Annotated in this window: 18 protein-coding genes; 14 read left to right on the forward strand and 4 right to left on the reverse strand. The window is 68.3% G+C overall.

Annotated elements, in window-relative coordinates; all coding sequences use genetic code 11:
• The 8 genes from NA10_RS18395 to NA10_RS18430 all read left to right on the forward strand — a co-directional run.
• Nucleotides 1–566, forward strand: a 566-nt coding sequence (locus tag NA10_RS18395) for a cbb3-type cytochrome c oxidase subunit I (protein WP_174562528.1), incomplete at its 5' end; no start/stop codon positions are given.
• Nucleotides 567–667: 101 nt separating this feature from the next.
• Nucleotides 668–1,615, forward strand: coding sequence for an NAD(P)H-dependent flavin oxidoreductase (locus tag NA10_RS18400; RefSeq protein ID WP_067569563.1), 948 nt, complete (start codon nt 668–670; stop codon nt 1,613–1,615).
• 108 nt (nt 1,616–1,723) lie between these two features.
• Nucleotides 1,724–3,028: a phosphoserine phosphatase SerB gene (gene serB / locus NA10_RS18405; protein ID WP_067569565.1), complete on the forward strand. Its 1,305-nt coding sequence runs from the start codon at nt 1,724–1,726 to the stop codon at nt 3,026–3,028.
• A 94-nt stretch (nt 3,029–3,122) separates the two neighbouring features.
• Nucleotides 3,123–3,575, forward strand: a complete 453-nt coding sequence (locus NA10_RS18410) for a protease inhibitor I42 family protein (RefSeq protein ID WP_067569570.1) — start codon at nt 3,123–3,125, stop codon at nt 3,573–3,575.
• 77 nt (nt 3,576–3,652) lie between these two features.
• Nucleotides 3,653–4,402 (forward strand): aminoacyl-tRNA hydrolase, encoded by a 750-nt coding sequence (locus NA10_RS18415; RefSeq protein ID WP_245677593.1) that lies wholly within the window; start codon nt 3,653–3,655, stop codon nt 4,400–4,402.
• A 150-nt stretch (nt 4,403–4,552) separates the two neighbouring features.
• Nucleotides 4,553–4,816: a hypothetical protein gene (locus NA10_RS18420; protein ID WP_067569577.1), complete on the forward strand. Its 264-nt coding sequence runs from the start codon at nt 4,553–4,555 to the stop codon at nt 4,814–4,816.
• A gap of 25 nt (nt 4,817–4,841) precedes the next feature.
• Entirely contained in the window at nt 4,842–5,675 is an 834-nt protein-coding gene (locus tag NA10_RS18425) for an ABC transporter ATP-binding protein (RefSeq protein WP_067569580.1), read from the forward strand.
• Between the two features lie 172 nt (nt 5,676–5,847).
• Nucleotides 5,848–6,300 carry a MoaF-related domain-containing protein gene (locus NA10_RS18430; protein WP_067569583.1) on the forward strand — a complete coding sequence of 151 codons (453 nt, stop codon included), beginning with the start codon at nt 5,848–5,850 and terminating at the stop codon, nt 6,298–6,300.
• 1 nt (nt 6,301) lies between these two features.
• On the opposite strand, the gene NA10_RS18435 is transcribed toward NA10_RS18430, so the two are convergent.
• Entirely contained in the window at nt 6,302–6,604 is a 303-nt protein-coding gene (locus tag NA10_RS18435; RefSeq protein ID WP_067569586.1) for a LysR substrate-binding domain-containing protein, read from the reverse strand.
• Nucleotides 6,605–6,727: 123 nt separating this feature from the next.
• Here NA10_RS18435 and NA10_RS18440 point away from each other — a divergent pair, with 123 nt between their 5' ends.
• From NA10_RS18440 to NA10_RS18455, 4 genes are read left to right on the forward strand one after another with little or no spacing between them, the layout of a single operon-like run.
• The gene (locus NA10_RS18440) at nt 6,728–7,567 is read left to right on the forward strand and encodes an NUDIX hydrolase (RefSeq protein ID WP_067569752.1); all 840 of its coding nucleotides are present in this window, start codon (nt 6,728–6,730) and stop codon (nt 7,565–7,567) included.
• 45 nt (nt 7,568–7,612) lie between these two features.
• Complete coding sequence (locus NA10_RS18445; RefSeq protein ID WP_067569589.1) at nt 7,613–8,380, forward strand: enoyl-CoA hydratase-related protein; 768 nt, start codon at nt 7,613–7,615, stop codon at nt 8,378–8,380.
• Nucleotides 8,381–8,428: 48 nt separating this feature from the next.
• Nucleotides 8,429–9,406 (forward strand): class I SAM-dependent methyltransferase, encoded by a 978-nt coding sequence (locus tag NA10_RS18450; protein ID WP_067569591.1) that lies wholly within the window; start codon nt 8,429–8,431, stop codon nt 9,404–9,406.
• Between the two features lie 10 nt (nt 9,407–9,416).
• Nucleotides 9,417–10,580: a class I SAM-dependent methyltransferase gene (locus tag NA10_RS18455; protein ID WP_067569594.1), complete on the forward strand. Its 1,164-nt coding sequence runs from the start codon at nt 9,417–9,419 to the stop codon at nt 10,578–10,580.
• Here NA10_RS18455 and NA10_RS18460 read toward each other — a convergent pair.
• Both NA10_RS18460 and NA10_RS18465 read right to left on the reverse strand, forming a co-directional pair.
• Nucleotides 10,521–11,855, reverse strand: a complete 1,335-nt coding sequence (locus NA10_RS18460) for a hypothetical protein (protein WP_067569597.1) — start codon at nt 11,853–11,855, stop codon at nt 10,521–10,523. The two genes, NA10_RS18455 and NA10_RS18460, sit on opposite strands and share 60 nt — an antisense overlap.
• Nucleotides 11,856–11,959: 104 nt before the next feature.
• Nucleotides 11,960–12,946 (reverse strand): SMP-30/gluconolactonase/LRE family protein, encoded by a 987-nt coding sequence (locus NA10_RS18465; RefSeq protein WP_157556601.1) that lies wholly within the window; start codon nt 12,944–12,946, stop codon nt 11,960–11,962.
• Nucleotides 12,947–13,085: 139 nt separating this feature from the next.
• Here NA10_RS18465 and NA10_RS18470 point away from each other — a divergent pair, with 139 nt between their 5' ends.
• Both NA10_RS18470 and NA10_RS18475 read left to right on the forward strand, forming a co-directional pair.
• Nucleotides 13,086–13,520 carry a MarR family winged helix-turn-helix transcriptional regulator gene (locus NA10_RS18470; RefSeq protein WP_067569754.1) on the forward strand — a complete coding sequence of 145 codons (435 nt, stop codon included), beginning with the start codon at nt 13,086–13,088 and terminating at the stop codon, nt 13,518–13,520.
• 76 nt (nt 13,521–13,596) lie between these two features.
• Nucleotides 13,597–13,962, forward strand: coding sequence for a TetR-like C-terminal domain-containing protein (locus NA10_RS18475; protein ID WP_067569603.1), 366 nt, complete (start codon nt 13,597–13,599; stop codon nt 13,960–13,962).
• A gap of 61 nt (nt 13,963–14,023) precedes the next feature.
• On the opposite strand, the gene NA10_RS18480 is transcribed toward NA10_RS18475, so the two are convergent.
• The gene (locus NA10_RS18480) at nt 14,024–15,394 is read right to left on the reverse strand and encodes an outer membrane protein assembly factor BamB family protein (protein ID WP_084514915.1); all 1,371 of its coding nucleotides are present in this window, start codon (nt 15,392–15,394) and stop codon (nt 14,024–14,026) included.
• Nucleotides 15,395–15,464: the final 70 nt, after the last annotated feature.

A 15,464-nucleotide genomic window follows, 5' to 3' on the forward strand; every position in this document is an offset into this window, starting at 1 on the left:
CCTATTTCGTGGTCGCGCACTTCCACTACGTGCTCTTCGGCACCATCGTGTTCGCCACCTTCGCGGGCATCTACTTCTGGTTCCCGAAGATGACCGGCCGCATGATGGACGAGCGCCTGGGCAAGTGGCACTTCTGGGCCACCTTCGTCGGCTTCCACACCACCTTCCTGGTGCAGCACTGGCTGGGCAATGAGGGCATGCCGCGCCGCTACGCCGACTACCTGCCGACCGACGGCTTCACCACCCTGAACACCATCTCCACCATCGGTGCCTTCATCCTGGGTTCGTCGATGCTGCCGTTCGTCTGGAACGTCTTCAAGTCCTACCGCTACGGCGAGGTCGTCACGGTCGACGATCCGTGGGGCTACGGCAACTCCCTCGAGTGGGCCACCTCCTGCCCGCCCCCGCGGCACAACTTCTACGAGCTGCCGCGCATCCGCTCCGAGCGCCCCGCGTTCGAGCTGCATTACCCGCACATGGTCGAGCGCATGCGCGCAGAGGCCCACGTGGGCTGGGGCACCAAGTCCCACCAGGTGCACGAGCTCACGGACAGCGTGTCCAAGTAGCTCTGCAGCGCAATACCCCCGCCGCGGCGGTCGTCTTCTGACGGCCGCCGCGGTCGTCTCCGGGTTTACTGGGAGCGAAGCCCCTCGGAGGAAGGAATCCGATGTCGGAATCTCGACTGTCAACCGCCTGGTCGCGGTCATTGGGGTTGTCGTTGCCGGTGGTCAACGCGCCCATGGGCGGTGTCGCGGGTGGGCGGTTCGCGGCGGCGGTGACGCGCGCCGGTGGCCTCGGCATGGTGGGGATGGGCGGTGCCGGATCGGTGGCGGCGCTCGCGCGTGAGTTGGCGCATCTGGACGGGGTGCCCGGGCCGTTCGGAATCGGCCTGGTGGACTGGGTGATTCGCAAGGAGCCGGAGCTGCTGCCCGCCGCCATAGCCGCAGGGCCCGCGCTGATCTCGGTGAGCTTCGGGACCGATCTGTCCTGGGTGGCCGCGCTGCACGAGGCCGGAATTCTGGCGGCGACACAGGTTTTCAGCGTCGAGGACGCGCACCGCGCCCAGGACGCGGGGGTGGATGTGCTGGTCGCGCGGGGCTTGGAGGGCGGCGGCCACGGTGCGGTCGAGGTGCCGACGCTGCCACTGCTCGAGGCGATCGTGGCCGACGCGCCGGTGCCGGTGCTCGCCGCCGGTGGCATTGCCACCTCACGGGATCTGGCGGTGGCCCTGGCGGCCGGGGCGAGTGGGGCGTGGCTGGGCACCTGCCTGGCCGCCTGCACCGAATCGCTGCTCTCGGAACCCGAGCGCCGGGCCATGCTCGCGGCCCAGGCGCAGGATGCCGTGGTCACCAGGGTCTTCGATGTGGCCAAGGGATTGCCGTGGCCGACGCATTTTCCCGCGCGGCTGCTGCGCAATACCTTCACCGAGCGCTGGTCGGAACATACCGACGACCTTCCCGAGCAGGCGCGCACCGAATTGCGCGCCGCTGTCGAGGCCGGTGATCACGACATCCTGCCGGTGTACGCCGGTACCGGCATCGGTGCGGTCACCGAGATCCGAGCGGTCGCCGAGGTGCTCGCCGAGCTGTGCTCGGGTGCGGCGAACTTGCTGTGACGCCCGCGACGGCGGGTGGCGCGACCTCCACCCGCCCCGCCTGACAGAATGATGTGCGCCGCCGCGCGCTGGGGCGGGGAGTTTTGTCGCGAGATATAGGAGTTTCGATTGAGCACGTCTGAGACGACGGTTCTGGTCACTGTTACCGGACCTGACAAGCCGGGCGTGACATCGGTACTCCTCGCGGCGCTCTCCAATAACGCGGTCAGCCTCCTCGATGTCGAACAGGTCGTGATCCGCGGCCGCCTCACCCTGGGCGTGCTGGTCTCCTGTCCGCGCGATCCCGAATCGCTGCAGGATCAGCTCGAGGACGCCATGGCCAGCGTCGGCATGAATGTCGATGTCGAGATCGGCGCGAGTTCGGTCGCCGGTGCGCGCCTGTCCACCCACGCGGTCGTGGTGCTGGGTTCCCCGGTCACCGCGCGCGCCTTCAGCGCCATTTCGCGCAAGCTCGCCGAGCAGCGCGTCAATATCGACTCCATTCGCGGTATCGCCGATTACCCGGTGACCGGTCTGGAACTCATGGTCACCGTCCCGTCCTCCGATGCGGACACCGTGTCCAACGGCGTCCCCCGCGAGCCCTCCGTGGTTTCGCGGGCTTCCGCCTCCGGGCTTGACATGGGTGACGCGGAGACCACCCTGCGCACCATGCTGGCCGCGGTGGCCGCCAAGGAGAGCGTGGATATCGCCGTGGAGCGCGCCGGTCTGGCCCGGCGCTCCAAGCGGCTCATCGTCTTCGACGTGGACTCCACCCTGATCCAGGGCGAGGTCATCGAAATGCTGGCCGCGCACGCCGGTGTCGAGGATGAGGTCCGCGCCGTCACCGAGGCCGCCATGCGCGGTGAGATCGACTTCGCCGAATCGCTGCGCCAGCGCGTGGCCACCCTCGCGGGTCTGGATGCCTCGGTCATCGACGAGGTGGCCGACAAGATCGAGCTCACCCCGGGCGCGCGCACCACCATTCGCACCTTGCGCCGCATGGGTTTCCGCTGCGGTGTGGTCTCCGGCGGTTTCCGCCAGGTGATCGAACCGCTCGCGCACGAACTGGAATTGGACTTCGTCCAGGCCAATACGCTCGAGATCATCGACGGCAAGCTCACCGGCCGCGTGGTCGGGGAGATCGTGGACCGTGCCGCCAAGGCCGTCATGCTGCGCCGCTTCGCCGCCGAATCCGGGGTGGCCATGGAGCAGACCGTCGCGGTCGGCGACGGCGCGAATGACATCGACATGCTCAATGCCGCCGGCCTGGGTATCGCCTTCAATGCCAAGCCCGCCCTGCGCGAGGTGGCCGACGCCGCGCTCTCGCACCCCTTCCTGGACGCGGTGCTCTTCATTCTCGGCGTCACCCGCGAAGAGGTCGAGGCCGCCGATGCCCGCGACGGCGGCGTGCGCCGGGTGCCGCTCCCGCGCTGAGGACACCGGAAACGCGTTGGGCCGCCTGCACGGTCGGCGGCCCTCCCGTCGGTAGCGTGATCGAATAATTCGGCCACGACGATGGGAGCTGTCCGTGCGGGTGTGCGCATCACTGGCGGTAGTACTGCTCGGGCTGGCCTTGACCGCCTGCGGCGATAACGGCAACCCGAATGAAGTGCGGCCCACCACGACCTCCTCCGCCGCCCGGCAGGCGCCCGAACCGGTGGTCGCGGGGCGGGATCAGAACGGCACCGATATCGCGCTCACCGTCGGCCAGGGCCTGACGGTCCGCCTGGCAGCCAATCCCAGTACCGGATATATGTGGCAGCTGGCGCAATTGGATCGGAACATGGTCGAACAGACCGGTGGCACGGAGTACGAGCAGGACCCCAGTCCGAACGGCATGGTCGGCGTCGGCGGCACGTCCATCTGGAAGTTCACCGCCAAATCCACCGGCGCGACCCGGCTGGTGCTGGAGTACCTGCGGCCCTGGGAACAGGGCGTCGATCCGACCGAGCGCTTCACGCTGAACGTGAATATTACGTAATCGGGGCCGGGCCAGGGCTTTTCGGAAGGTGATTACCCTGGCGCGGAGTTGTCTTGTCGAACAGGAGTGTGGTGCCGGTGTCCAGTGTCGAGTCCACGGTTGATGCCGGATTCGTGGCCAGGCATGCCGAATTGGCGCGCGGTTACGGCGGCGGTGGTGACCCGGCGGATCCGGCGCTGGTGCAGGCCATGCAGATGGTGTTGCACATCCCCAAGGCCGATCCGCCGCGCCGCGGTGCGCTCTTGGCCGCGGCGGCCTCCGCGGTGGTGCGCCTTTGTCTCGACGAGCGTGTGGGCCCGGACGGTGAGTGGGAGGAGCGCTACCTCACCTGGAAGCGGTCGCGAATCCGCAAGGTGGCCAGGCGTGCCCGCGGTGCGCAGTGGCTGGCCGCCCAGGAAGTGGACGGCGTGACCGTCGAATTCGAGGGCGCGCAGGCGCGGGCGCTGGTGCCCGGCGCGGTCGGGGATATCGATCCGCGCATCAAACGCCTGCAGATCGGCGGCACCGAATTGGAAGGTGATGAACAGAATTCGATCGATCCCGGGTATCCCACGCTATGGATCGATTCGGAATTGGGTATGTCTGTGGGCAAGGCCGCCGCGCAGGTCGGGCATGCGAGCATGCTGCTGGCCGGCGCCATGCCGGTGCGGTGGGTATACGCCTGGGCCGCGCGCGGTTTCCGATGCAACGTAGCCGAGGCCGGTCCCGAGCACTGGGCTCGGCTACAGCGCCGGGTGGCCGAGGGTAGTGCGACCGCTGTCCGCGATGCCGGATTCACCGAGGTGGCCCCGGGGTCGATGACGGTGATCGCGGTGCCGGAGAACTGAATCGGTGGATGCCGGGCGGTATCCGGACCGTGCTTGTCCAGAACGGGAACCGCTCGGTCGGCACGGTGGCCCATGTGCGCGAGGGTATCGACTTCACCGAACTGCAGGAGAAGGATCGGTGCACGAGTTTCCGCAGGAGGAAACACGACTATGACGACACTGCTGGTTGTTCTCATCGTGTGGGTGGTGCTCTCGATTCCGGTGGCACTGCTCCTGGCACGCATGTTCCGATCGACGGGCGGCGACGCGCGCGGTCGTGGCGGGGCGCATCCGCGCCGCGACGGTCGCGCGCGCGGCCCCGAGGAGCCCGAGCTATCCCGGTTCTACCCCGAAATCGACCGTCGCGGCGGGGAATTCAGCGCCGAATTCGGTGCGGAGGAAGGTGACACGCATCGCGTTTTCCCACCACGTTGACGAACGTCCAGGGCGGTGGGCCAAGATGGACCCCGTGCCGCAACCGGATCCCGATCTGCTCATCGACTTCAACGATGTCACCGTCCGACGCTCGGGCCATACGCTCGTCGGACCGGTCACCTGGCAGGTGGAACTCGACGAACGCTGGGTAGTGCTGGGCCCCAATGGCGCCGGCAAGACATCACTGCTGCGCATGGCCGCGGCCGAGATGTATCCCACGTCGGGTGCCGCCAATCTGCTGGGGGAGACCCTCGGCAAAGTGGATATCAATGAATTGAAACCGCGCATCGGTCTCTCCTCCGCTGCCGTCGCCGGCCGGGTGCCGGTGGATGAGAAGGTCTCGGATCTGGTGGTCTCCGCCGGATACGCGGTGATGGGCCGCTGGCGTGAGCGCTATGACGCGATGGATACCGATCGCGCGGTGGACATTCTGGAAAGCCTGGGGGCCGAACATCTCTCCGATCGCGCCTACGGGACGCTGTCCGAGGGTGAGCGCAAACGCGTGCTCATCGCCCGTGCGCTCATGACCGATCCGGAGTTGCTGCTGCTCGACGAGCCCGCCGCCGGACTCGATCTGGGTGGGCGCGAGGAATTGGTGGAGCGGCTCGGCGATCTCGCGGCCGATCCGGACGCGCCCGCGACCGTTCTGGTCACCCATCACGTCGAGGAGATTCCGCCCGGGTTCACGCACGGCATGCTGCTCAATGAGGGCAGTGTGGTGGCGCAGGGTCTGCTCACCGATGTGCTCACCGCCGACAATCTGAGTGAGGCGTTCCGACAGTCGATCGCGCTGGACAAGATCGACGGCCGCTACTTCGCGCGTCGCGCACAGCGTTTCGGCCGGCATCGCAACCGCTGAATTCCGGCGCGCCGGAATGGAATTCCCGGCGCGCTGCCATTGCATCGACTGCCATTTACGGGCAAACTATCGGCAATATCTACAGTTTCAGCGTTGAGCTGGTGTGTCGATGCAATCGCCGACATTTCGCCATTCACTGGCGAATTGTCGGCTCGGGTGGAGGGAGCAGGGGTTGGGTCGCACACTCGGTATCGTCGCCCTGGTGGCGGTGTCCCTGGCCGCGGTGGCCTGTGCCGCCGATCCCGCGCCGCCGCACAAACTTTCACCCTCGGAGTCGGCGGAGGGAATGGCGCTCGCCGCGATTCCCGCCGAATTGGTCGGCAAAACAGTGCAACTCACCTATGACAGCGGCTCCGGGGGGACCGCGACCTTCGGCGGTGACGGCCGCACGCTCACCTTCGTGGCGGCCGACAGCGGCCGAAAGACCGACTCGCCGGTCACGGTGGAATCCATCGACTCCGGCATCTTCCTGGTCACCTGGACCGATGACGCCACCGGCGCGGTGATCAGTCAGGTGCAGAACTACCGCACCGGCAAGGTACGGGGCACCTGGTCGCGGCGCACCGCACCCGATGCGGCCTTCACCATCGAAACCCGCAGTGGGTCGGTGCACCTGACCGATTGATTCATTCGCGCGGGCGGCGGCACAGCGCGTCGATGACCGTGCGCGCCGCATTGGAGGGTGTGCGCCGGGCATCGTGTGCGACCGCCAGATGCCACGGGGTGGGTGTGCCCGCGCGTTCGGCGCGCACGATCGAATCGGAGACCGCGGCCGCGGACCGGGGGAGCAGCAGGACGCCGAAATCCCTGGCGGCCAGCTCCATCGCGAATACCTGATCGGCCACCTCGATCACACTGCGCCGTCCCGGGAACAATGCGTCCGCGACACCGCGAATACCCCGGCCCGGTGCGAAATCGATGAACCGCACACCGGGGCTCGAAGGGGCATGTCGGTCAGGCGCTGGTATCTGCGGAATCCGCGGTGACACTGCTGGCGCTCGCCCTGTGGGCGAAGTTCGCCAGACGCCCTAGCAACCGTTAGGGTGCGAAAGGTGAGTGAGACCGTTGCCCAGCCCGACGCCCAGCCGACCGCCGCGCCCATCAAGGACGCCTCCACGGTGATGCTGGTGCGTGACGGAGCGCGCGGGCCCGAGGTGTTCCTGCAGCGCCGGGTCGTCGGCATGGCGTTCGCCGCCGGTATGACGGTCTTCCCCGGCGGCGGTGTGGACCGCTCCGACGCCGCGGTCGCCCTGGACTGGGCCGGACCCGAACCCGCCTGGTGGGCAGCGCGATTCGGCACCGATCCGGGCCGCGCCCAGGCTCTGGTCTGCGCCGCGGTCCGCGAGACCTTCGAGGAGTGCGGCGTCCTGCTCGCGGGCCCCACCGCCGATTCGGTCGTCTCGGACACCTCCGTCTACGCCGAGGCGCGCGGTCAACTCGAGCGCCGCGAACTCTCCTTCGCCGAATTCCTGACTCGCGAGCAGTTGGTGCTGCGCGCGGATCTGCTGCGTCCCTGGGACAACTGGATCACCCCCGAGGTCGAACCGCGCCGCTACGACACCCGCTTCTTCGTCGCGGTGCTGCCCGAAGGTCAGCTCGCCGACGGCGCCACCACCGAGGCCGATCTGGTCACCTGGTGCACCCCCGACGAGGCCATCGACCGCTGGCAACGGGGCCTGGACGTGCTACTTCCGCCCACCTGGACCCAGCTGGACGCGCTGCGCGAATTCACCTCCACCGCAGCGATTCTCGAGGCCACCCGGACCATCGACCCGATCATGCCGATCTACGATCCGGAGGGTGAGCCCGCCCTCGCCTTCCCGCAGGCCGACCGCTACTTCGCGGCGCTGCCGGAGAATGCCCGCCTGCGCGGTTCGCAGCGGCCGGAGTAGTGCCGACCGTATTGCCGGTATATCGGCCGCAGTAGGGTGACCGCTGTGGCCGAATTCGTGACCGTGGACCGGGGTGTGGCGGAGGGCGTTGCCGTGCTCCGCATCGCGCGCCCGCCGATGAATCTGATCGATCTCCAGGTGGCCCTCGAGGCGGCGGCCGCCGCCGCGGAGATCGCGGCCGATCCCGGTATCTCCGCCGTGGTCGTCTACGGCGATGCGCGGGTGTTCTCCGCGGGCGATGAGCTGGCCGAGCTGGCCCGGTTCACCCCCGAGCAGGCGCGGGTGGTGGTCGCCGATTTCCAGGCCGCGCTGAACTGCCTGGCGCGGGTGCCGCAGCCGACCGTCGCCGCGATCAGCGGGTACGCGCTGGGCGCGGGACTGGAACTCGCTCTCGGCGCCGATCGCCGCGTCATCGGCGATAACGTGAAACTCGGTTTGCCGCAGATCAAGGCGGGGCTGATCCCGGTCGCGGGCATCCGCCGCCTGAGCCTGCTCATCGGACCCGCCGCCGCCAAGGATCTGGTCTACACCGGTCGCTTCGTCGATGCCGCGGAGGCGGCGAGGATCGGCCTGGTCGACGAGGTCGTCGCACCCGATGACGTCTTCGAATCCGCCCTGCGCTGGGCCCGGCAGTTCACCGGTGGTCCCGCCCTCGCGCTCGCCGCCGCCAAGCGCGTCTTCGAGGCCGGTACGCACGGCCACGATCGCGCGCGCAGCGAATGGTCCGCGCTCTTCGGCACCGAAGACCAGCAGGTTGGAACGCGTTCTTATTTGGCCGATGGTCCAGGTGCGGCCTCGTTCACAGCCCGTTAGCCGGGCCGATAACCGGCCCCACCGGGGTATTCATTAGGCTGCCCTGTTATGACCGTTCGTCCTGAAGACCCCGCGCCGAACCCGCACGCCACCGAGGCGGAGGTCCAGGCCGCGTATTCCGACAACAAGCTCGCGCAGGTGCTGTACCACGATTGGGAAGCGGAGACCTACGACGACAAATGGTCCATCTCCTATGACGAGCGTTGTATCGAATACGCGCGCGGCCGCTTCGACGCCGTCGTGCCCGATGCGCCACTGCCGTACGAGCGGGCCCTCGAACTCGGTTGCGGCACCGGCTTCTTCCTGCTGAACCTCATGCAGGGCGGTGTCGCCAAGCGTGGTTCGGTCACCGACCTGTCCCCGGGCATGGTCAAGGTCGCCACCCGCAACGGCCAGAACCTGGGCCTGGATGTGGACGGCCGCGTCGCCGACGCCGAAACCATCCCGTACGAGGACGACACCTTCGATCTGGTCTGCGGACACGCTGTGCTGCACCACATTCCGGATGTGGAGCTGGCGCTGAAGGAATGTCTGCGGGTACTCAAGCCGGGTGGGCGTTTCGTCTTCGCGGGTGAGCCGACCACCATCGGCAATATCTACGCGCGGCGCCTGGGCCAGGCCACCTGGAAGGTCACCACCGAGATCACCAAGCTGCCGTTCCTCAAGGACTGGCGTCGCCCGCAGGAGGAGCTGGACGAGTCCTCGCGCGCGGCCGCCCTCGAGGCGGTGGTCGATCTGCACACCTTCGATCCCTCGGATCTCGAGGCCATGGCGCGCAGCGCCGGCGCCATCGAGGTGCAGGCCAAGACCGAAGAGTTCGCCGCCGCCCTGTGGGGCTGGCCGGTCCGCACCTTCGAGGCCGCGGTGCCCGCCGAGAAGCTCACCATCGGCTACCGCATGGCGCAGTACCGCGCGTGGCTCGGCTTCAGCTGGCTGGACGAGAAGGTCATGCGCCATATCGTGCCCCGCCAGTTCTTCTACAACGCCATGATCACCGGCGTGAAGCCCGGCGTCTCGGCCAAGTAGTCCGACACCGGTGGGCTACGCCTTCTCCCGTGATGACGTCGCCCACCTGGGCAGCGCGGCCGGTGCGGCAGCGCTGGCCGAGGTCGATTCGCTCGCGCTGACCCCGGCCTGCCTGCTGCGCGATCTGGAGCGGATCCGCCGCTCGCACGGCGACCGTGCGGCCGCCCTGGTGGAAACGGTCCGCCTGCGCCGCCGCGCCACCGCCAAACTCGCCGCTGCCCGCGAGTGGCTCTTCACCGATGACGCCCTCCAGCAGGCCACGCCGACCGCGGTGGCCCGGCATCGCGCCGAACGCCTGCGGGGCCGCAGCGTCCACGACGTAACCTGTTCCATCGGAGCCGAACTCGCCGAATTGGCGCGCGTCTGCCCGGCCGTCATCGGGAGCGACCTGGATGACGTACGGCTTTCCATTGCCGCGCACAATCTTTCGAACGCTCGAAATGTGTTGCTGGCCAAGGCGGACGCGTTGCGTCCGGTCAGCACCGCCGAGGTGGTCATCGCGGATCCGGCGCGCCGCGCGGACGGCCGCCGCACCCACGATCCGGCGAAATTGCAACCGCCGCTGCCGGATCTGCTGGCCGCGTACGCGGGTCGGGATCTGGCCGTGAAGTGCGCTCCGGGACTGGATTTCGACAAGCTCGCCTGGGCGGGGGAGATCGAGGTCGCCTCCCTCGACGGCGCGGTGCGGGAAGCCTGTCTCTGGTCACCGGGACTGGCGGAGGCGGGCGTAACCCGCCGTGCCACAGTGCTTTCCAGCTCGCGTCCGCCGGAGATCCTCACCGATGCCGAACCGGACGACATCCCCGAGCGCGAACCCGGCGACTGGATCATCGATCCGGACGGTGCGGTCGTGCGCGCGGGCCTGGTGCGGCACTACGCCGCCAAACACGGTCTGTGGCAACTCGATCCGCGTATCGCCTATCTCACCGGTGACACCGTTCCCGACGGTATGCGCGGTTTCCGCATTCTCGATCGCATGGACTTCCGGGAGAAGCCGTTACGGGCCGAGCTGCATCGCCGTGATTGCGGTCCGCTGGAAATCCTCACCCGCGGTGTCGATCTCGATCCCGATGCGTTGCGTGCCAAGCTCAAACCCCGGGGGAAACAACCGCATTCATTGGTCATTACCCGGATAGGCAAGACCGCCACCGTCTTTCTCTGCGACACTCCGTAACCGGTACAGCAGGTAGATCACACCGCCGCAGCCCATCGCGATGCCCATGGCGGCGTAGGCGGGCACCGGGTCGTGCGGCGCCGGGGCGACCCGGTACCACCCGGGGGAGTAGCTGACCCGGCCGAACAGGCGACCGCGCAGGGCCACCGCGGCGGATGGCACGAACAGCGCCCCGATGGCCACCACCATGCTGGTTGCCAGGGCCGGTAGCGCGGCCGCCACGCTGTAGCCGCCGACCAGGCCGATACTCACCACCCCGAGCACCGAACTCACCTGTCCGGGCGTGGTGACCAGCGCGAGAATCATGGCGACCAGGGCCATCGCGAAGGAGAGCGAGATCGCCGCCGGCGGCAGCGGGCGCCGCCGAGCCGCGGCCAGCCCCACGCCCACCGCCACCACGACCAGCGCATCGGCCCACCACGGGCGCGGTACAGTCACCGTCGCACTGGCCGCGGCGGCGAACGCCACCAGCAGCAGCACCGGGATACCGTCGCGCCCGGGCAGCATGAACGCCGAGATCGCGCCGCCCGCGATGACCAGCAGCACCGCTATCACCACGACCGCTGGATGCGCACCGCTGTGCGAGAGCCATTTCGAGGTGATCGCCACGCTGGAGATCACGACCCCGCCGGATACGACGGTCGCGAGCGATACCCGCTCATCGGGCGCCGCCACCGGAAATCCGATCGCGCGGATCAGCAGGCCGAGCGCGATCAGCGCCAGCGCCAGCGCGATCAGCCAGACCGGCGGTGCGTCACCGAGAACGCGCTCGATCGGGCTGAGGGCGCCGCCGGCCGCGGGCCGCTGCACGATATTGCCGAGCGCGGCCGAGCTGATGACGCCGAAAAGGTAGACGCTGGTGGCCTTTCGGCTGGTCCACACCACCGGCGCGAGGCTGCCGATGATCACCCCGGCCCACAGCGAATCGATGAAATTGAAGGTGGTCAGCGAATCGATATCGAGCCAGGGCAGCCCGGCGTGATTGGCCAGAATGCCCAGCAGGCCCAGAATGGTGGCGAACCAGGCCGCGCGGGCGCTGCCGATGCCGATCACCAGGGCCGCCGCCAGCACCGCCACCATCGCACCGGATTCCATCGCGCGCGGCACGCTGCGAATCATGAGATCGACCTTGTAGGGCGGTAGTTCGTACCACCCGTAACTGACCGGCATCATGATCGCCAGACCCGCCGTGGCGGTCGCCGTGTACACCGCGAAAACGCGAACCAGGGTGTTCCAGCGGATCTCCATGCCCCAGAGGGTGCTTCGGCGATTCATCCGCATCCCCGCGGTCCGCGATCCGAGGTCATAGCGATCACCCTCCCAGTCGCCGCCGCGAACCTCCCGCAGCGACGCGCAGCTACTTCGGACTGAACCGCGGGTCAGATGCCGTCGATGGCGGCGACAGTGAAGGGCGCGGGGGTGCCCTCGCCCATCGGGCCGCCGCGATCGAACTGCGAGATCACCACCAGGGCGCGATCCCCGGCGTGCGCGATGGTGGTCGGGATGGCAAGTGCGGCGTCGGTGATGAGCTGCTGCTGTTCGACCGTCGAGCCGTCGCCGGTCACCTGCCACCGGCTCACCGTGTTGTCCTTGTTCCGCACCACCCAGAGGGTGTCGCCACGCAGCTCCAGGCCATCACCGTTGATCATCGTGCCGCCGCGCTGGATCACCTTGGTCACCGCTCGTGCCGCGTCGAGTGAGACGCGGTAGAGGTCGCCGGTGGGCATATCCACGACGAGCAGGTAGCGCCCGGCGGGGTCGGCCACGATGCCGTTCAGCAGTGGGGTGGACCCGGGTGCGGGATCTTTCACGAGGTTGGTGAAGACAGAGAGTTCGGCGCGGCCGCCGTGGGTGATGGCGGTGCTCAGCTCGTCGGGGGTGACCCGGTAGACGATGGGGCGCACGCTGTCGGTGAGGTAGACGCTGCCGTCGGGGGTGATGGCGAGGTCGTTGAGGAAGGGCTGGTCCGCCCGCGGCGCGTCGAAGCGGGCGATCAAGGCGCGAGTTCCGGTGTCGTACACCGCGACTCCGGTGGTGTGGTCGATGACCCAGAGCCGCCCGGCGGTGTCGACGCGCAGGCCGTTGGCAGTGTGGCGACCGTCGGTACCGGAGGGCAGGAAGACCTCGGCGCGGCCGGCATCCTTCGCCGCCCTATAGATCGCGCCGTTGGTGAACGATCCGACATAGACATCGCCGTTGCGTGAATCCACCGCTATACCTTCGGGATACGCCTTCGCATCGGGGAGTTCAAAGGCGGTGCTGATATGCGGTGTCGTGGCGGGGGCGGCCGCCTCCTGGCTAGTGGTGCAGGCGGTGAGCGCCAGCAGCGCCGCGGTCGCGGGCAGGGCGAGACGCAGGCGGGTCATGCGAGGCATGGGCGGGCCTTTCGGTACCGATCGAATGGGGGTAACACCGTAGTGCGGACTCGAACATAGATTAGAGTTCTAATACTCGTCAAGACTCGAATACCCGATAGGGTCGACTACCATGCACCCTGTGACGTCGATGCCCGCCGATGAGCGCCTGGGTTCCTATATCAAGCGCGCCGAACAAGCCCTGATGGGTGCGAAGAATCCCGCGCTCAAGCCCTCCGGCGTCACCGTTCCCCAGTACGCGGCCCTGTTCGTGCTGCGGGAGAGCCCCGGCATCTCCGCCGCCGCCCTCGCCCGGCAATGCGGTGTCACCCCGCCCACCATGAATACGGTGCTGGCCAATCTGAAGGATCGCGGCCTCATCGAGCGCACCCCGCACGCCTGGCACAAGAACGTCCTCGAAACCCGCCTCACCGCTGCGGGCGAGAAAACCCTCCGAGACGCGGACAAGCGCGCGGTCCGAGTGGAACGCGCGCTTGCCGATGAATTCACCGCCGCCGAACGAAAGACATTGGCGGAGTTACTCGAACGAGCCACCGCCCGGCTGGAGGCCACCCGGCCCGAGTAGTGATCAGGGCAGCGGGTCCGGCACGAGCTGCACGGCCTCGTGGAGTTCGCGGCGGTTCTGGTGGTGGCTGAAGCGCATGCCCGAACCCGACACCGGCAGCGCCGCAGCCGATCTCACCGAATTCCTCACGCGCCTGTACGGGGTGGTCGAGCACCCGCCGCGGGTGCGCTCACTGCGCGGCATGATGGCCGACGCGCGACTCGACCCCGATTTCCGCGCGGCCTTTCAGGACTGGATCGACGGCCACCGGCGCGTGGTGATCGAACCGATCGAGCGCGGTATCGCGCGCGGTGAACTCGATCCGGCGCTGGACGTGGAGTACGCCACCGACCTCGTCTTCGGGCCGTTCTGGTACCGGTTGCTCGCCGGCGACGCACCACTCGACCCGGCGGACGCGGCCGGGCATATCGCGCGACTACACGCGGGATTACGAAGCCGCTGAAACCCGTTGGGGTGCAAGCGGGTATGGGCCGCGGTCGAACGCGTGCCGGGAGGGCGGGCGGCTATTTCTTGTCGGGCTTGAAGACGAAGAGTTCGCCGATTCGGGTGGCGACCACGATCTCACCCTTCGCGCCGACGGTGGTGCCCACGGTGGAGCCCTGCGCGCCGGGGAGTTCGTGCGAGTCGACGGTCGCGCCGGAGCGGGTGTCGAAGGTGACCAGGGTGAGGTTGTCGCCGATGGGGGCCACGGTGTAGCCGGTGCCGCCCGCGGTCTGGACGGGCCGCCCGCGCAGGGCGAGATCCTTGCGCTCCCAGGCGATTTCGGGTGCGCCACCCTTATCGCGCAGCGCCATCAGGTGCCCGTCGTCGCCGGCGGGGATGATCAGGCCGTTGGCCACCGAGACCGCGCCGCGCGCCGGGAAGCCCAGATCGTGCACCCATTTGGTGTGTCCGTCGGAGGCGTCCACCGCCATCAGATGGTTGGCGTTGTCACCGACATACAGCGTGGAGCCGTCCGAGGACAGGGTCGGACTGGTGGCGCTGCCTTCGGTGAGGATCCGCGCGCTCCACTCCTTGCGAATCTCCTTGCCGCTGTAAGTGAGTGCCACCAGATCGGCGCTGCCCTCACCCGGCTGCCAGAGGGTGGCGTAGAACCGGCCCGACTTCTCGTCCACCGCCGACACATTCGCCACCGGGCATTGCGGGCCACCGGTGGCGCAGTCGTCCAACCCGGTGAAGTCCGGCGGTCGCGGCAGATCGGGAAATTTCAGGAAGTCCGGCTCACCCAGCAGCTGGAAGGTGGAGACCTTCCGATCACCGGTCTGCCGGCTCAGCACATCGACCTGGCCCAGCTGGGTCACCGACAGCACATTGCCGTCCCCGGTGAACTGCACCGAGATCGGCACGCCCGCCGCCGGTGTCCGCCAGCGCGGCTGCCCGAGCGCATTGAGCGAATTGATCCCGCCGTCATCGCCGACATAGATATTGGTCGCGCCGTCCACGGCCATCCCGCCCGCGATGGCGCTGATACCTAGGGGATTGCAGAAGCGCTTGCGCCCCGTCGGCATGAGATACGAGAAGATCTGGCAGGAATCGGTGCGCGTGGTGACCACGATCTGACCGTCCGGTCCGACCAGCGCGGGTTCGGCGAGCGGTCCGCCCACCGGCCGCGACCAGCTCAGTGACAGCTCCCGCGATCCGGTGACCGGACTGGTCGCGCTATTGCGGGCATCGTGGAAGACCAGCGGCCAGCCCTGCCCCGATCCGACCTTGATGTCGTCGACAGTCGTACTGCCGCAGGCACTCAGCGTCAGCACTCCGGCGGCCGCCACCGCGAGGGCCCGCGTCCCGGTTCGTAGCCAGTTCGGCGCGAGCCGCTTCGAATCGCGCGATCCCTGCTGGTCACGTCCGGTCTGCCGCCTGCCGCTTCGCACCTGCTGGTGTCCCTTCTGCCAGTACGGAGTCACTGAAATGCCATGGGGGCCGGGGCAGCGCGATGCTCGG

It is taken from the genome of Nocardia acidivorans NBRC 108247 (assembly GCF_001625085.1).
Lineage (GTDB): Bacteria > Actinomycetota > Actinomycetes > Mycobacteriales > Mycobacteriaceae > Nocardia > Nocardia acidivorans.